Origin of the sequence: Phenylobacterium sp. (assembly GCF_013822795.1) — a bacterium.
Lineage (GTDB): Bacteria > Pseudomonadota > Alphaproteobacteria > Caulobacterales > Caulobacteraceae > Phenylobacterium.
The window spans coordinates 26,664-42,595 of the sequence record NZ_PNLB01000017.1 but is presented as its reverse complement, the minus strand read 5'-3'; the positions used below and the strand labels follow the sequence as shown (position 1 = coordinate 42,595).

Sequence of the window (15,932 nt, the reverse complement as noted above, 5' to 3'; positions counted from 1 at the left end):
GGCAAGCCGCTCCCTGTGGAGGGCGCACCATGCCCCACGACGTTACGCTCTCGGACAACCTCTTCGCCCGCCTCCAGGCCCATGCTGTTCCGCTGGTGGACAGCATCGAGACGGTGATTGCGCGGGCCGTTGACGCTCTAGAGCAGGGCAATCATCCGCCCGCAGCCGCGTCCAGTAGTTCGCGGAACTTCAACCCCGCCGCGCCGCCTAACCTTCATCATACGACGCCCAAGCTGATCAAGCTCAACGGCAAGACCTTTCCGAAGAACGAGACCTACTGGAATTACCTGATGTACGCTTGCGCGCGCGAAGCGGCGAAGCAAGGGTTGACGGCAGATCAGGTGCTTGCGCTGATGGTCGTGCCGGCCGTGGCCGGCAAGAAGGATGACAACGGCTACAAGTTTCTGCCCGAGGTCGGCGTCTCCATCCAAGGACAGGACGCCAACGGCGCCTGGAAGCAGGCCCATAAGTTCGCCGAGGCGTTGGACTTCAAGCTGGAGGTCGAGTTCACCTGGCAGAACGTCGAAAAGGCTGCGATGCCGAACGTTACGGGTTCTTTCGCGCTCGCCTAGCCAAGCGGCTAGGAACTTGGACTAAGCAGGCTGCCGGCATGGATGCCCGGCACGTACATTTCCTGGCCGGTGAGTTCGCAGGTTATCTCGTCAAGGAATTGGATCGGGGCGGCCTTAATGAACTCGGCCAGAAGACGGTCGCAGGATCGGGGCATCTTAGTGGTGTGGCCCACGCGGTCATCAGGCGGCACCTGGAGCAGATCATCCAAAGGTGAGCTAAGGGTCAGGTCCGGCCATTGGCCGATGTTACTTGTATGCCGAAGCCGCTCTACCCGAGAGCGGACCATCCGAACTTCGGCTTCGAGCCCCGAGCAGACGGTGCCATCAGGACATTGAACGAGGCAGTTCGATTTCGCACCGCCTCGCGATCAATCCAGCGGAATTACGCCTGGCGCATCTCGAGAGCGCCACATCGTTAAGAGTGTACAGGTCGAACGCTATCAACCACGTACTCCACGCTTCCTGATTTGCGGTCCCCATGAGCCTTTGGCCGGCCGCCCATCGGTCCTGGTCAAGCGTCGCGGCCGCCATGCGCTCGGCAATGAACCACTTCGCAGGAAGAGCCCTTGCAATCGGCCCCGATAGAACGACCCACGCTGCTAGCGCGGCTACAGCACCGCTGATGGCCGCGTAAACGAGCTGTTGGCGCTGCAGATCTTGATCCCTCGCTCTCTCTCCATATCGAGCGAACTCAGCTCCAACGGCTCGAAGATCCGCTAAGGTCTTGTTCCACGGCGCACGCGCCCCCTCCGCGATGCTTCCGACAAGCGTCTCAATCTGGCGTTTATGCTCCTCAAGGGTCATGTCCAGAGCAGGACTTCCGGCCAGGCGCTGGGTCTCTTCCGCCAGCCGCGCAAGCTCTGCCGACTGCGCTCGCATCTGACGGGAGACTTCCGGTGGGATCTTCACTGGGTCGGCCATGAAGCCCTCAATTGCTCGCCGCAGCAGCGCCACCTCACCTCGAAGCGAATCGAATGCCTCTTCCGCATCTTCGTTCATAGTTCGAGCTCCTTCCCTCGGCCCTTGCCAAGCCCGGGTAGCTCGAGGGCCTGCTGGAGCGGATTAACCGGCCCAGCTTCGCGGCCACGAGGGATTTGCGCCTCACGGGGCGCTAACTCGGCCTGTTGCGGACGCGGCCTGAAGCTCGCGAAGATCCCGCCTCCCTTTTGTGTGGGCGAAGTGACCCCGCGGCGCTCCGCATAGTCGAGCGTGGTGTCCTTTGCCCGCTCCCGACTCAGCACGCTCTCCAGCGCTCTCCGGTCGATGAATGTCTCGCGATCGTAGTGAATCGATACCTCTAGCCGGTGGCGCGACAGCGCCACATAGGTCGCGTGGCGGTCCATATGTGCGCTCGCTAGTACGTGTGCTCGATCGACCGTCACGCCCTGCGACTTGTGAATGGTCGAGGCATAGCCGTGGTCGAGGTGGTTATAGTTCTTGAGGTCGAATACGACGTCACGGCCGCCATCGAGCCGGACCAGAAACCCGCCCTCCCCGATGGCTCGCAGTTCTCCCAGCGTGCCGTTCTTGACCCCCAGCGATCGCTCGTTTCGCAGGAACATCACGCGATCTCCGACCGCGAATTTTCGCTCGCCGCTGGCCGTTTCTATGGCGCGGTCTTCCCCGAGCAACCCGCCATCCCGCATCCGCTCCCTGGCAAGTCCGTTGAGCGCGGCGACGTCGATGCGCCGATAGGCGAGCATGACCTGGCTCGCCCTCGGGTGCTCGACGCGCGCTCTGTCCCAGCCTTCAACAAGAGCTCTCGTGGCAGCCCCTGCATCAAGGTGCGCATGCACCATGCCTGACGCGTGGTAGGCGCCGAGCGCTTGGCCGGTGCGCTCAGTCGCCAGCAAGCGGGTGGCGGCGCGCTGCCAGTCGACCTGCTGACGACGAACTTGCGTCAGTTCGACCGAGCCTTGGCGCTCAGCGATCGCTCTGAACGCTGCGCCCGCTTCAATTGCCTGCAGCTGCTCAGGATCGCCGACCAGGACCACCTTGGCGCCGGCGACCTCGGCCTTACCAAGGATGCGTTCCATCTGACGCGAGCCGATCAGGCCCGCCTCGTCGATCACGAGCACGTCCCTACAGGTGAGAACGTCTCTGCCCTGCTCCCACGCATGCTCGAAGCTTGCGAGTGTGCGCGATGCTATGCCGGCCCCTGCTTCAAGGTTCTCAGCCGCCATTCCGGAGAGCGCGGCCCCTCGGACTTGGTAGCCGCTGGCCTCCCACGCCGTTTTCGCCACACCGAGCATCGCGCTCTTGCCGGTGCCGGCGTAGCCGATGACGATCGATAGCCCACGCCGTTCAGTCACGTGGCGGAAGGCGTCCGACTGCTCGTTCGAGAGCTTCAGGCCGCCCCGTTCAGCCAGCCGTAGCGCGCGCTCGCGCGCGCCCTCACCCACGCCATGCGAGCGTGCGCGCCCCAAGGACATCGCGGCCGTTTCCATCCGTTGTTCGACGCTGAGCATTTCGCGACTGGTGAAGCGCTCACGCCCAACTCCGTCGCGACCAAGGCGCACGACCTCTGAGCTGCCGCGAACTGCGGCCAAAGCCGCATCGAACTGCTCCTTGCCGTCTGTGTAGCGGTGCACGAAACGGGCAAGGTCATGGTCGGTGAAGGTCGACTGATGGCGCCCGATAGCGTCCAGGGCGATCCTCGGTTCGGCGATGATCCGCTCGCCATTGCGCGCCGCGATCGCGCGATGATCCTCGGCGCGCTCCGACCACTCGGCGCGACCTTCCCTACGCGCCGCGGCGGGGCCGATCTTCGACTGCGGCTCGAGTTCGATCCCCTGCGCTTTCAGCGTGCGGTGATCGACCTGCGCCTCGATACCGAGCTGCTTCAGACGCCGATTGACGTCTGCACTCCAGGCCTGCCGCCAATTGCCGAGCGCATTGGTCCTGTTCCAGTCGCGAACCTTTGCGCCAAAGCCATCCGGGCCCGCTTCGCGCAGCGTCAGCATCACGTGCGCATGCGGCTTGGGCTGACCGTCTTTGCCGATGTCCCAGTGGACGTTCAGATCGGCGACCATCCCCTTGGAGACGAACTCCCGCTGGACGAAGGAGCGCGCCAGTTCGACGGCCTCTCGCTGAGGCATTTCCCGGGGCAGGGCGAACTCAACTTCGCGGGCCAGCTGCGCGTCTTTCCGAAGCTCGGCAGCCTCGGCTTCATTCCACAGGGTTGCGCGATCGGCCCATCGCTCGGGCGCGCCCTCCGGCAGCAGGATCTCGGAGTGAACGACGCCAGCCTTGTTGGTGAAATTGTGCGTGCGCTCGATGCGCTCGTCGTAGAGCCGTGAGGCCGATCTGTAGGCCGCCGCAGCGACGGCGCTGGAGCCCTTCCCGCGGCTGATCACCTTGGCTGCGAAATGGTAGATCGCCATGCCTCGATCCTGCGAAGCGCAACGTCGACACGACGTATAAGCGCGCACTCCGACCTTCCGGCCGTCGTGACCTGACGCACACCCCGCAAACTTACGGGGCGCCTCTCCCCCCGCTCGCACCGCAGACTTTGGACCTTGCAACCCTCGCGAACGGAGAGGACCAGACCGATGAGGAAGCCACGCGACATCGACGCCGAACTGCGCGCTCTGGCGCAAAAGGCCAGGGATCTGAAGACCAGGCGCGTGAACCAGATGGGCGAACTGGTGATCGCCACGGCCGGTGAGCGGATCACGCTCGAAATCCTGGCTGGCCTATTGCTCACCGCCCAGGACGCCCCGCCGGCCGACAAGGAGGTGTGGCGCGCCAAGGGCGAAGCGTTCTTTCGCAAGCTCCGACAACGGTCAACGCCAACGCCGGCAACGCCTGGCGAGCCTCATTCGGGCTGAGCGCCTGGCGACCAGCGCCCGCAGACGCCTGGAGGCGATCAAGGCGCGCACCGACACCAGGAGATGGGCCATGGAGAGACGCGAACGCACCCGGCGGCTGATCGAGCTCGGGGGACTATTGCAGAAGTCGGGATTGCCCGACCTCACGAGCGACGACCGGGCGATAATCTATGGCGCGCTGCTATGGCTCGCCGACTTGGCGAATGGCCCTGGCGGCGAGCACGAACGCGCGCTCTGGCGCCGTCGCGGCCGCCGCGCCTTCGAGGCCGAGGAAGCCGGGAAAATATACGCAGGGAATAGGTGCGATCTCACAGGCGGAGGCCAGCCATGAGGGTGATCGCCTATGGCTGGCTCGTCTTCGATCTTCTCGTCGGCTTCGTCTGCGGCAGCACGGCCGGCCTCGCCGGAGCCACGATACTCGGTTGGTTTGGACACGATCTGTCGGAACTCGGCCGCCAACTCGTCGCTTACGCGACCGGCGCGCTGGGCGCCGGTGTCGCGTTCCAACGTCGGCGCGTTGAGACGGCGGCGGCGCGCAGCTCCGATGTCCACGGCTCGGCGGCCTTCGGCGAAGAGGAGAAGGAACGCCGTAGGCTCTCCAGCCAGGACGGCCTGATCGTCGGCCGCGCCCAGCGCGGTTGGCTGCTGCGCTACGGCGGCCCGGCGCACCTCGTCACCATTGCACCGACTCGATCGGGCAAAGGTGTCGGCGCGATCATTCCCAATCTGCTGACGACGCCGCGCCCGGTGATCTGCGTCGATCCCAAGGGCGAGAACGCCCGCATTGCGGCGCACGCCCGGCGGGCCTTTGGGCCGGTGCACGTGCTCGATCCCTTCGGGGTCTCAGGCCAGGCGAGCGCGGCGTTCAATCCGCTGGTCAACCTCGATGCCGACAACCTCGACATCGCCGACGACGCGGCCCTCATAGCGGACGCGCTAGTCTATGACCCGCCGCACCAAGTCGGCGAGGCGCATTGGAACGAGGAAGCCAAGGCGCTGATCGCCGGCGTGATCATGTATGTCATCGCCACCGCGCCGCCCCACGGGCGCACGCTTAACCGCGTACGCGAGATGCTCACGACCGCGCCCGAGAGCTTCGAGGCGGAGTTGAAGCGCATGCAGGCCAGCCCCGCCGCCGGCGGGCTGGTGGCGCGCGCGGCAAACCGGCACCTCGGCAAGAGCGATCGCGAGGCCGCCGGGGTGCTCTCGGCCGCGCAGCGCCACACCCATTTTCTCGACAGTCCACGATTGCGCCAGAGTCTGGCGACTAGCGACTTCGCGTTCGCCGACCTGAGGGCCGGCGGCGGCAGCGTCTTCCTCGTGCTGCCGCCTGAGCGGCTGGCGACATATTCGAGGTGGCTGCGGCTGCTGGTGTCGCTCGCCCTTCACGACCTGGCGCGTGGCGGACGCGGCGCAAATGAGGGCCGCAGCGTGCTTTTCCTGCTGGATGAATTTGCTGCGCTGGGGCGCCTCGAACCGGTCGAGCGCGCCTTTGCGCTGATGGCTGGCTATGGCGTGCAGCTTTGGGCGATCCTGCAGGACCTCCATCAGCTTCGCGGGCTCTATGGCGCGCAGGCTGGGACTTTCCTCTCCAATGCCGAGATTATCCAGATCTTCAACGTCGCCGACATCGAGACGGCCAGCTGGGTATCGAAGATGGCGGGCGTGATGACCGAGCACTACACGACCGCAGGAACGAGCGTCTCCCAGACCTTTCACCAGCCGTTCGCGACACATGGCGAGAGCACCAGCGAGCATTTCGTCGCGCGGCCGCTGATGACTCCTGACGAGATCCTGCACATGCGCTCTGATCGTCTGTTGCTGCTTCGCCCCGGCAAGGCGGTGCTCGCCCCATGGAAGGTCCGCCACTACGCCGACGCCGAGTTCAGGGGACTGTTCGATCCCTAGAGCTCGCCCGCTGACCACAACCCTAGCGGCTTGCCAGCCGCCTTCGCCCAAGCCACACAAGTGATGTCATGCGCACCGACCTCGACCATCTGCCGGCCAACAAGAGAAGCGAGCTTGAGCGCATCGTTCGCATCCTCTTTGAGGAGTTCGATGCGGCCAAGGCCCATCGCAGCCATGCGCACCGGCGCAATGGCCAGATCCTCAAGGTGATCCTCTTCGGCTCGTACGCGCGGGGCGACTGGGTCGCCGATCCCGTCGGCGGCTACTACTCCGACTACGACCTCCTGGTGGTCGTCGACCACGAAGACCTCACCGACGTCGTCGAGTACTGGGCCAAGGCCGACGAGCGCCTTCTCCAGGAGGTAACGATCACCAAGCGCATCTCTGCGCCGGTGAACTTCATCGTCCACAGCTTGGCCGACGTGAACGAGAAGCTACGACTGGGGCGGTACTTCTTCCTCGACATCCTCAAGGACGGTGTCGCGCTTTACGAGGCACCGGGACAAGAATTCGAGAGACCGGAACCGCTGAGTCCCCAGGCGGCGCGTGCTGAGGCCGAGCGTGCTTCTAGAGAGTGGTTGGAGAGTGCCGACCAGTTCGTCCGGCAAGCACATCACGCGATAAATGACGGCGCGCCGAAGATCGCTGCCTTCGACTTCCACCAAGCAACGGAACGGCTCTACGTCTGCGTGCTGCTGGTACTGACGCTCTACAGCCCGAAGTCGCACAGACTGAATTTCCTGCGCTCTCAAGCGGAGCGGCTTGCGCCGTCGCTTGCCCTCGCCTGGCCGCGCCAGACGCGCTTCGAGCAGCGGTCGTTTGAGCTACTCCGTCGCGCCTATGTCGAGGCGCGGTACTCGCCGAACTATAAGATCAGCGCTGAGGAGCTCGCCTGGCTGAGCGTGCGTGTGTGCGAACTGCAGCGCTTGGTTCGGCAAGCCTGCGAAGCAAAGCTAGCCGATCTGAGGGAAGCCGCAGAAAAATAGGAAGAATTGAGGTCATCAGGGACAATAGCAACGTCCCCTCTCCCCGCGCTGGGACCCAAATCCAGTGCGTCCGCGCTAGGTCCAAAGGGGTGGACCCGAATGTGGCTCATCAGCAATCATCCAAGGGTGGGGGTGGCCGTCGAAGCGGGAACGTCTGATTTCTCGACGACGGCCAGGCAATAGTCGGCGAACTGATCGAGTTGATCGCGCCCCTTCCGTTCATCCTCCCGCGCAAGAGCATCAAGGAGCGGCGATTGATCTGAGGCTTGACCGGCAACCCCGAGTAGAGAAAAGACATGGCTTCGGGCCGTCTGACGGTCGAAACCCCGGGGGGGGGGGGCAGTGCCAAAAATCCGATCGATAACGATCGAGAACTTCCGATCGATCACAGAGCTATCGATGGAAGCTACTGACCTCACAGTGATCGTCGGTGACAACGATTGCGGCAAGTCGAACGTCCTGAGAGCGTTGAATCTATTCTTCAACGGGAAGACGAACCCCGAGACGGATTTCAGCTTCGTTGACGACTTTAATCGGTTCGCTGAAGTTCGAGCGAAGCGTGCGCCCGAGATCGAGGTTCAACTCGACCTCGAACTTCCGCACTCCTACCGCCAAAACAACGGAGACTTGATCCGGTGGCGAAAGCGTTGGCGTTCAGATGGACTGCAGGACAACGACGAGTATTGGGGCATCCGGAGGGAGCCGCGTAAGCGTGGCAAAGGCTTCCATGAGACCGCGATCTCCATCGAGGGCCGTTCGCGGGTGCCCGCGCTTCTGTCACGCATCCAATTTGAGTATGTTCCCGCAGTTCGGAGTGCGGAGTTTTTTAGGACGCTTCGCGGCCGAATTTTTCAAGTCATAGCGAACTCATCAGAACAATCGGTCAGGCGGAGCAGTGGGGATTTCGAGACGGCCATCTCGAACGCAATTGCCGGTCTGTTGAACGACATTGGAAGCGCTTTGGACGACTCGCCGCGGCTAAGTCTTCCTAACGACCTCACTCCGCTGTTCCAGAGCCTAGACTTCTTGGCTGGCGAAAAGGCGATCTCGCTTGATAGCCGAGGAGACGGAATCAAGGCGCGCTACATTCCCCTTATCCTCAAGTTCATCGCCGAGCGAAGCCGCGACACCGCTGGGATCGCGCCGACTTTCATCTGGGCGTATGAGGAGCCCGAGAACAATCTCGAATTCCGCCGGGCTCAAGCGCTTGCGGACGCGTTCTACCGGCTCGCGGAAGACGAGACCTCCCAAGTCCTGCTGACGACGCACTCGCCCGTTTTCTACAATATGCACCTAGACGATACAGCGCGTGGTCTTTGCAGCGCTTACCATTTGACCAAGGCTGGGTCCGAAACTGGAACCGTATGCAGATCTGCCCTGGAGGCCAGCGTATCTCTGGACGAATCCATGGGCGCTATGGCGATTATCGCGCCCCACATCAAAGCGGCCCAGGAGGCGCTTGCTGAAGCCGCAGTTCAGGCAGAAGACCTGAAGCGCAAGCTGGCCCAATTCAATCAAGCCAACCTTCCCGCGATCTTCGTGGAAGGCGCGACAGACTACAGAGTTTTCCAACGGTTGCTGCATCTGTTTAGGCCACAGCAATATCAGCAGGTATTTCTGGCCGAACCTCCGCAGCGAGCGGGTGCAAATTACGTCGCCAACATGCTGCGTTCTTGGGAGTTTCGGACTAAGCATCTGGAGTTGAGCGAGCGCCGAAGCGCGGTGGGAATCATCGACTGCGATTTCGAAGGCGTGAGCGCCTTGTCGCGCTTTGAAGCTGAAGACATTAAGTGGAAGCATGTGTCTTTGCTCAAGCTGGATACCCCCCCGCATCTTATGGCGGCGTCCGACTTGGGTATCCAAGTGCCAGTGACTCTTGAAGAGCTTTGGCCGCTCGAAGTCTGGCACCAGGCGGAGAAACACGGGTGGCTCGCCGATCGTCCGATGAAGGGACTGGTGAGCGAGCGTCTTCTGGGGCGTCTAGTCGAGGAAGATGAGAGGCTCAGTGACCTCATCGAGGATGAGTGGCGAATTTACTTCGAGAGGCGCGTGAACGACGCCGCAGACAGCACGGCCAAGTCGGACTTGGCGACTTATGCGACGTCACTGGATGCAGGAGCGCTCGAGCCAATCTGCCAGGTTCATTTGGCTGTCCTTGATAAGGCGCTCGCCACACTCGGGGTGGCTTGAAACCTTCCTAGCGAGCGTTCACAGCTTCTTGGCGGTTCTTCGCCTGATGCGAGAACGCTCGCGGGGGAGTGACATGGCGCTGTCGCTCGCTCATCGAGTGGCACTCGTCGGTACGCACATTCAACCACACGGCAGTAAGGCGGACCTCGCACCCGATGCCCTGAGTGAATGTCGAGTCTTTGGCGCTAGCGGATTGACCACTCCTGGCGCAGGACGCCGAGTTGGACCGCCGATCAGTCTCCTCCAACTGAGCTAGTGACTGGAGCCGCAGTGATTCCGAGAATAGGCGGTGAGTGTGGTGATCGGACCCGTGTACGAGCCGTCAGCTTGCTCTTGGAATTTTCCGAAGGTGGCCATGAGACTTGTCCGCTCGATGGGCCGCGCCGATCGCGGCCTCGATGGCGACCGAAAGTCGGGGGCGGTGGACTGCCTCACCCGAAGGGCCGGAGCGATCAGCGGAGGACAGCCAGGCGACGGCTTCTTTGCCTCGCGAGGAATGCGCATACGCGCAGGGGAAAGAAGTTGGGGCGGCTGTTGATGCTGGACAGCGGGCAGCGGTCCGGCCGTTGAGCGGTCCCAGTGAAGTCCTTCGAGGGCAGACCGAGCGCTCGGGCGACCTTCGGGTGACGCGAGTGATCGGGCGGCTCGTCCAAGCCAGGTCTCCTGTCGACAGACTTTTGGTCCCCGCCGGGTCCGACAGCGCCCCGGTGCAATAGGCCAATGCCTTGGACATCCGCCACACCACGGTGGGTGAAGGGGCTCGAACTTCTTCTGCTCTGCGGCCACAAGCGAGCTACCCGCTTTTGGAGGGAGCACCTTCCGGTCAGTTCCGAAACGCGGCTCGAGCAACGATCCTTTGAGCTGCTACGCCGTGCGTACGTCGAGGCGCGGCATTCGCGCCTAGCCCAAGAAGCCTGTGAAGCCAGGCTGGCGGAGTTGATTGGGGCTGCCCCTCCGTAGTCCCAACGGCTCTGCCGACAGAGACGTCCGTTTCACAGCCACCTACCGATCCTGGTGGCCGGCTCGGCGCTGGCGAGCCCAGGCCAGCGGCCGCTGACGCGAGGACAGCACGCACCCATCCGGCGGATTCCAATCAAATTCGCAGCGGCGCGTCGTCATTGCGGAGGGGGTCGACAAGCCGATCGAACAGCCATCCGATCACATGCGCATCGAGCAGTCCCGTTAGAAACAGCGAGTCCCAGTTGTTCTTGCTCTCGCGCGAATCGTCAGCACGGTCGCGTTCCCGCTCTAAGGTATCAGTAAGTTCCCCAAGCGTCTGGGGTCGGCGGCTGAGGTTCGCAGCGATGGCGCTGGGTTGTCGTACGAGCCGCGCCCAACGCTTGATCATATAGCGTCGGGCGCCTGCGGGCAGAACGACCTTTTCTAGATGGAAGGATACAGCTGGGTACGCGGGGTCGGTGTGGTGCCGCAGAACGCGTATGGTTATCCGCGGTGCCCGTCCAAGATCATCGAAGCGGGCAGCGAGGTTTCGCTCTGCCAGAACATCGTCGAAATAGGGATGGAGAATCCGCTCACCAGGATTGGGCCCAACTAAAGCCGTGCCTCGTTTGGTGTTGCAATGGCATGCAGGCACCAAATTTGGCGTGAAGATCGCAAACGCTGGATGCGTTTCCTTCGGCAGGACATGGTCGAGCGACCATGTGTGGAGAGAGCCGCACATCGGACATGTGCCCACCGCGCTTTCTTCGCGTAGTTCGCCGATGTTCGTGAGGTCCTGGGGCGGGCTGGCATAGTGGCTGATCAAGCTCTTGCCGAGCGCCTTGGGGAGAACGACGGGTGTAATCGTTAGGACGTTGCCGTGCACACCCACATACTGGCTATAGCCTGCCTTAATCGCGATGAGATGCGCCGCGAGGGCCGGGTAGCTGCCCAAGCGGACGTTCGAAGCCAGTGTGTCCAGTGCCGCGGCGTCGTCGAAGGTGATCGGCGGATCGAGCCGGTTCACGTTGAATGCTTCGCACTGTCGCGCTCTTCAATGGCGACACGAATTTCGCCGAGCATCTCCAGCGAAAGTTGGTCGCGATACTGTGCGAATACCTCGTCCCACGAGCCCGCAGCGTTAGCGATGCGCGCTTCGACCGCGCGAGCCAGCCGCGACGGCTCGTCCTCGCCGAAAACGAAGTAAGAGATCGCACCGACATCGGCACCGAAGGTGTTGAGCGCTGGCGTCTCGACGGAAATCCTTCCCTCTTCATCTGAGCGCAGCACCAGCACCTGATCCTCGAACGCCTCTCGAGCGAAGTAGACTGAGTGCGTCGCTATGATCGCGGCCGATCCGGTCTGCGCCAGCAGGCTGTCAAGCAAGGCGACAAAACGGCTAATGAAGGTTGGGTGTAGGTGTGTCTCGGGCTCATCGAGAAGAAGCAGTGAACTGTTTTCGATATAGAGACTAGCTAGCGCCGCAAACCGAATAAAAGCTTGCTCGCCGCTGCTCAATCGATAGGTCCTCTTTCCCGTCGCTCGAACAGGATCCAGTCGTGTGTCGATCGATGCATATCGATCCAGCCGATCTTGCTCGCCGCCACGTTTCAGCTGATCCAGATGGACGATTTCGTCGGATCGTCGGCGGGGCAGCAAGGCCAACTCGTGGGGACTTGCGACCGCCGTTATTGCAGTCAGGAAGAGCTCCAAGCGAGCGGTCATTCCGATCCGATCGTCCGATCGTGCGAGCTGGACGATGAGGTCTGCGGTGCTCTGGCCCCGGCGCCCGGTGCGCGCGTCGTTGAGTGAAAAGCGCCGATACCACACCCTGGGCCGCCGTCCGCGATCCGTAGGAAAGGTCGAAAGCGTTGCTGCCGTTGAGGAGAAAGCCAGGAGTCGATTGAATTGGGGGCGCATGCCGACCCCGTCGGTAAGAGTCCCGCTGCCACGGCGCAGGGCGGCGGCGGCGATGCGGCCTAGGGTCTGGCTCTTGCCCACGCCATTGACCCCGATCAACACCGCGAAACGCTTCGGCAAAACAGGTTCGTGAATATCGAAGCGAAATTCGATCGCGTGTGGGTTCGGCCGTCCATCGAGCTGGAATTCTATCCGTAGGGCGTCTGAAATTCGGCCTATGGGTTCGAACTCAAGGCCCTGGAGAAGAGGACCAGCGTTCTTCAGCGCAAAGTATGCCTCGTTTGAGCGCAGGAACCCACGCTGGAAGGTCTGCAGATGTTCAGCCTCAGACCACGGCCGACTGATGGTCGCGTACTCAGCCTCAACCATATCATGCATGGCCACCAAGACGGCAGCAGCCTCCTCAGGCCCCAACTCGCCGACCAGCGTGCGATACGCGGCCATATCGGGGAGCATGGTGAAAAACTGAGGAAATTGGTCCGCCGGCGCAGATGGGTCCGGAAATGCGTCAAGAACGCGAGCAATGAGGCGCGTATCGGCATCGGGGATGGAATCGTTCGCGTCGCTGTCGGGATAGATAAACCCTAGATACCCATCCAAATGGACTGACGAGATACCTATGCTCTGACGAGCGTGGACAACAATATCGACGTGAATTCTAAATCCAAAGTCGTTCCAGCGGTCACGACTGGGAGAAATTACGATATCGCCGGGCAAGAAATCGCCCAACTGTTCAGCTCGCGCGAAATGAACCCGGTACTCCTCGGGTTTGCTCGCAGGCATACGGGCGTCCTCACAGCTAGGCGCCCGTGGTGGTGCGCCGCCTGTTCACGCTCTACGGTAGCCGCGCATTGGTCGCAAGCACTCGCTTGGCGCGAATGTGGCTCACGCGCTTTAACTTGCGCCAACGTCCGCTTAGGGGCGAGACCGTTGAGCGGTCCCAGTGAAGGGCAGACCCAGCGCTCGGGCGACCTTCGAGTGACGCGAGTGATCGGGCGGCTCGTCCAAGCCAGGCCTCCTGTCGAGGGACTGCTAGTCCCCGCCGGGGTCCGACAGCGCCTCAGTGCAATAGGCCAATGCCTTCGACATCCGCCACTCCACCGTCTTGATGGGAATACCCAATTCCTCCGAGATCATTGAATAGCTCATGCCCCTGAATCGGCTGAGGATGAACACGTCGCGATACGTGACCGGCATCTGAAGTATGAGCTGCTTGAGGAGCAGCGCCTCGACTTGCTCGGCGGACTGAGCGATCTCCCGCATGTAGTCCGCCAACTCGACCACGACCGAGGCTCGAGCCACGGCCTCAGCACTGCTATCTGCTTGATCAGCAGCGACGTTTCTCGCGATGCGCATAAGCAAAGCCTTGGGATGGCGGATGACCGCGTCGCCTTCCCCGTACCGCGCGGCTCGAAGGAAGGCTTCTTGCACGAGATCTTCCGCCCCCTGGCCGTAGCGCTTCCGAAGTGCCCTCCTCAACCAGGATCCGTATGAACGAAAGAGGCCGGCAAGGCCCCCATCCTTGGGGCCGATAGACTTGTTCACGCTGCGGGGCGTCTCAGCAGCGCTCGACGAGCTCAGGCGACGAGGCGCAGTGAGCCCCCGACGTTGGTTGGGGTCCATTTTCCTTCCCTGCTTCTGGCCGCGCGAGGCCGCCCGCAAGCCGGGCGGTTCGATACGTGCGAAGCAGTGAGCACGCCCCACGTATTCCCACGGCCGACCTGCAGGATCGGCGGTTGTGGTCTTGTATTTCGCGGGCCGCCCGACAAGCGGGAGATCAGTGCCTCAACACGCCTTGCGCGGGGATCGCCGGTATCGAGCCGTCGATTCCGGATTCAACTTCTCACAGGTGGCGCGTGCGCGCCAGCACGCCCATGGCGGGCGCGACGAATATATTTCGTCTATAGAGAGTGGTGCGGGCGGTCGGGCTCGAACCGACACTCCTTTCGGAACTGGATTTTGAGTCCAGCGCGTCTACCAGTTTCACCACGCCCGCATGCGTGTGCCCGAAGGGGGCCATCGTTTATCAAGGCCAAAGACCGAATACCAGTGGGCGTTAGCAGCTACTCGAAGCGGAGGTTTGTCGCTGCGAGCTTGCCCGACCGGCGGTCCTCTTCCAGGTCGTAGGCGACGGCCTGTCCGTCGTTCAACGTCCCAAGGCCCGCTCGCTCAACGGCCGAGATATGAACAAAGATGTCGGCGCCACCGTCGTTCGGCTGAATGAAGCCAAACCCTTTTGTCGGATTGAACCACTTCACGACGCCGTCGCCCGAGCCGGCGGAGGCGCGGCCGCTCGACTCCACGCCTCTGCCGCGGCCAGGTGCCGTTCGTGCCGGCTGGCGCGCGCCTCCCCGCGAAGGGACACCCCGCGCCAATAATCTCAGCGAAACCGCGGTCTCCTTACCCGACCGCCGGTCACGCTCGATCTCGAAGGACACTTCGTCATTCTCGCCTAGGTCATCCAGGCCGTTGTCGTGCAGAGCCGAGACGTGGACGAAAATATCACCCCCACCGTCACTCCTGGATATGAACCCAAAGCCCTTGGCTTGGTTGAAGAACTTCACGACGCCTTCCGACATTCTGGGCTCCCCGCAGACGCTTTCCGCTTTAGCGTTGATGGAGATAACTGGCCAGTCCAGTTCGGTTTCGGGACCCAGAACCCGGGCATCTCGCGGAATAGGACGCGGTGGATCCGAGCCCACTGCCGCATTATGGCCGTCTTACGGACGGTTCGGTTGATCAGGCGGATTAAGCGCCAGACTTTCTTCTGAGACGCCGCCGATCTCGCGATGGCGTACTGCAAGGTCAACGTCGCGACTGTCGCGAATCCGCTGTCGATCCCACGCGCGCCAATAGCGGTGCACTGGTTCGTCCTGAAGGGTGTCTCGCCCCAGGCGCACATCGGCCAAGCGAAGTTCGCCGGCCCGTGTTCGTCCGCCGGGTGCCGGCAGGGGAATCTAGGGATGATGCGCGAGCGGATTGCCGCCACCAAAGTAGAGGCCGGCAGTGCCTCCCGGGTGCCTCATGTAAGAGCACATCCATCGCCTAGCGCTACAACTCGGCCTCGTCGCGCATCATCACCAGCATGTCCCGCGCCCACTGGCCATGACCTTCATCTACGAGCTTTTCTAGCGCTGCCATGGTGACTTTTGGGTCGTGGGCACCGCCATGCAGGGGCTCTGCCAGCAATCCGTCGACCATCTCCCGCGCCCATCCGCATTCTTCGATATGCGAGAACTCGGACAAGGCCATATCCAGCTCATTCTGGTCCACGAAGCCATTGTAGAGCATCAGGCCAAAGACCTTTGCGGGGTTCAGACCGTGCGGCTCCATCCATCCGGCGACTGAATTGCCAAGGTCCCCGATCCATCGATCGTTGTAGTCAGCGAACGCATCCCAGAACTGTAGATCGAACTCAATGTCAGCGTCACGAGGGATGAACACCACCTCAACGTCGCAGTACCGCATCTCGTCGTTGGTATTACTGAAGATGTCGACCCACTTCGCTGGATAACGCCCGCTCGCAGGGAGTAGGTGTCGATAGGCTTGGAAGGCAGGATTGTCGTTCTGGGTGCGCATTGTGGCCG

At 62.4% G+C, this 15,932-nt stretch carries 13 protein-coding genes, 1 tRNA gene and 1 pseudogene; 6 read left to right on the top strand and 9 right to left on the bottom strand.

The window, feature by feature from the left end; translation table 11 throughout:
• The first annotated feature begins 29 nt into the window (after window positions 1-29).
• Window positions 30-572 (top strand): hypothetical protein, encoded by a 543-nt coding sequence (locus tag C0481_RS15590; RefSeq protein ID WP_293405425.1) that lies wholly within the window; start codon window positions 30-32, stop codon window positions 570-572.
• Window positions 573-896: 324 nt separating this feature from the next.
• Here C0481_RS15590 and C0481_RS15585 read toward each other — a convergent pair whose 3' ends face one another.
• Both C0481_RS15585 and traA read right to left on the bottom strand, forming a co-directional pair.
• On the bottom strand, window positions 897-1,571 hold the full coding sequence (locus C0481_RS15585) for a DUF6118 family protein (protein WP_293405423.1): 675 nt from the start codon (window positions 1,569-1,571) through the stop codon (window positions 897-899).
• Window positions 1,568-3,955 (bottom strand): Ti-type conjugative transfer relaxase TraA, encoded by a 2,388-nt coding sequence (gene traA / locus C0481_RS15580; protein WP_293405421.1) that lies wholly within the window; start codon window positions 3,953-3,955, stop codon window positions 1,568-1,570. The genes C0481_RS15585 and traA overlap by 4 nt, the downstream gene beginning before the upstream one ends.
• Before the next feature lie 168 nt (window positions 3,956-4,123).
• On the opposite strand from traA, the gene C0481_RS15575 reads away from it, so the two are divergent.
• From C0481_RS15575 to C0481_RS15555, 5 genes are all read left to right on the top strand, one after another.
• Window positions 4,124-4,402 carry a conjugal transfer protein TraD gene (locus tag C0481_RS15575; protein ID WP_293405419.1) on the top strand — a complete coding sequence of 93 codons (279 nt, stop codon included), beginning with the start codon at window positions 4,124-4,126 and terminating at the stop codon, window positions 4,400-4,402.
• 70 nt (window positions 4,403-4,472) lie between these two features.
• Entirely contained in the window at window positions 4,473-4,733 is a 261-nt protein-coding gene (locus C0481_RS15570; RefSeq protein ID WP_293405416.1) for a conjugal transfer protein TraD, read from the top strand.
• Entirely contained in the window at window positions 4,730-6,310 is a 1,581-nt protein-coding gene (locus C0481_RS15565) for a type IV secretory system conjugative DNA transfer family protein (protein WP_293405413.1), read from the top strand. Before C0481_RS15570 ends, C0481_RS15565 begins: the two co-directional genes overlap by 4 nt.
• A gap of 68 nt (window positions 6,311-6,378) precedes the next feature.
• Window positions 6,379-7,296: a HEPN domain-containing protein gene (locus C0481_RS15560; RefSeq protein ID WP_293405411.1), complete on the top strand. Its 918-nt coding sequence runs from the start codon at window positions 6,379-6,381 to the stop codon at window positions 7,294-7,296.
• 342 nt (window positions 7,297-7,638) lie between these two features.
• On the top strand, window positions 7,639-9,486 hold the full coding sequence (locus C0481_RS15555; protein ID WP_293405408.1) for an AAA family ATPase: 1,848 nt from the start codon (window positions 7,639-7,641) through the stop codon (window positions 9,484-9,486).
• A gap of 1,093 nt (window positions 9,487-10,579) precedes the next feature.
• On the opposite strand, the gene C0481_RS15550 is transcribed toward C0481_RS15555, so the two are convergent.
• The 7 genes and pseudogenes from C0481_RS15550 to C0481_RS15520 all read right to left on the bottom strand — a co-directional run bounded on the left by C0481_RS15550 (window position 10,580) and on the right by C0481_RS15520 (window position 15,924).
• Complete coding sequence (locus tag C0481_RS15550; RefSeq protein WP_293405406.1) at window positions 10,580-11,452, bottom strand: hypothetical protein; 873 nt, start codon at window positions 11,450-11,452, stop codon at window positions 10,580-10,582.
• Window positions 11,449-13,128 (bottom strand): AAA family ATPase, encoded by a 1,680-nt coding sequence (locus C0481_RS15545; protein ID WP_293405404.1) that lies wholly within the window; start codon window positions 13,126-13,128, stop codon window positions 11,449-11,451. The genes C0481_RS15550 and C0481_RS15545 overlap by 4 nt, the downstream gene beginning before the upstream one ends.
• 249 nt (window positions 13,129-13,377) lie before the next feature.
• Complete coding sequence (locus C0481_RS15540; RefSeq protein WP_293405402.1) at window positions 13,378-13,968, bottom strand: RNA polymerase sigma factor; 591 nt, start codon at window positions 13,966-13,968, stop codon at window positions 13,378-13,380.
• A gap of 288 nt (window positions 13,969-14,256) precedes the next feature.
• Window positions 14,257-14,341, bottom strand: a tRNA-Leu gene (locus C0481_RS15535).
• Between the two features lie 67 nt (window positions 14,342-14,408).
• Window positions 14,409-14,603 carry a cold-shock protein gene (locus C0481_RS15530; RefSeq protein ID WP_293405563.1) on the bottom strand — a complete coding sequence of 65 codons (195 nt, stop codon included), beginning with the start codon at window positions 14,601-14,603 and terminating at the stop codon, window positions 14,409-14,411.
• Window positions 14,604-14,738: 135 nt separating this feature from the next.
• Window positions 14,739-14,924: pseudogene (locus tag C0481_RS15525) on the bottom strand (cold-shock protein); the annotation flags it as partial.
• 472 nt (window positions 14,925-15,396) lie between these two features.
• Window positions 15,397-15,924 carry a hypothetical protein gene (locus C0481_RS15520; protein WP_293405400.1) on the bottom strand — a complete coding sequence of 176 codons (528 nt, stop codon included), beginning with the start codon at window positions 15,922-15,924 and terminating at the stop codon, window positions 15,397-15,399.
• Between the last annotated feature and the right edge of the window lie 8 nt (window positions 15,925-15,932).

Coding starts and splice junctions, on each gene's coding strand:
- C0481_RS15590 (WP_293405425.1), top strand. CDS start 30: ATGCCCCACGACGTTACGCTCTCGGACAACCTCTTCGCCCGCCTCCAG.
- C0481_RS15585 (WP_293405423.1), bottom strand. CDS start 1,571: ATGAACGAAGATGCGGAAGAGGCATTCGATTCGCTTCGAGGTGAGGTG.
- traA (WP_293405421.1), bottom strand. CDS start 3,955: ATGGCGATCTACCATTTCGCAGCCAAGGTGATCAGCCGCGGGAAGGGC.
- C0481_RS15575 (WP_293405419.1), top strand. CDS start 4,124: ATGAGGAAGCCACGCGACATCGACGCCGAACTGCGCGCTCTGGCGCAA.
- C0481_RS15570 (WP_293405416.1), top strand. CDS start 4,473: ATGGAGAGACGCGAACGCACCCGGCGGCTGATCGAGCTCGGGGGACTA.
- C0481_RS15565 (WP_293405413.1), top strand. CDS start 4,730: ATGAGGGTGATCGCCTATGGCTGGCTCGTCTTCGATCTTCTCGTCGGC.
- C0481_RS15560 (WP_293405411.1), top strand. CDS start 6,379: ATGCGCACCGACCTCGACCATCTGCCGGCCAACAAGAGAAGCGAGCTT.
- C0481_RS15545 (WP_293405404.1), bottom strand. CDS start 13,128: ATGCCTGCGAGCAAACCCGAGGAGTACCGGGTTCATTTCGCGCGAGCT.
- C0481_RS15540 (WP_293405402.1), bottom strand. CDS start 13,968: ATGGACCCCAACCAACGTCGGGGGCTCACTGCGCCTCGTCGCCTGAGC.
- C0481_RS15520 (WP_293405400.1), bottom strand. CDS start 15,924: ATGCGCACCCAGAACGACAATCCTGCCTTCCAAGCCTATCGACACCTA.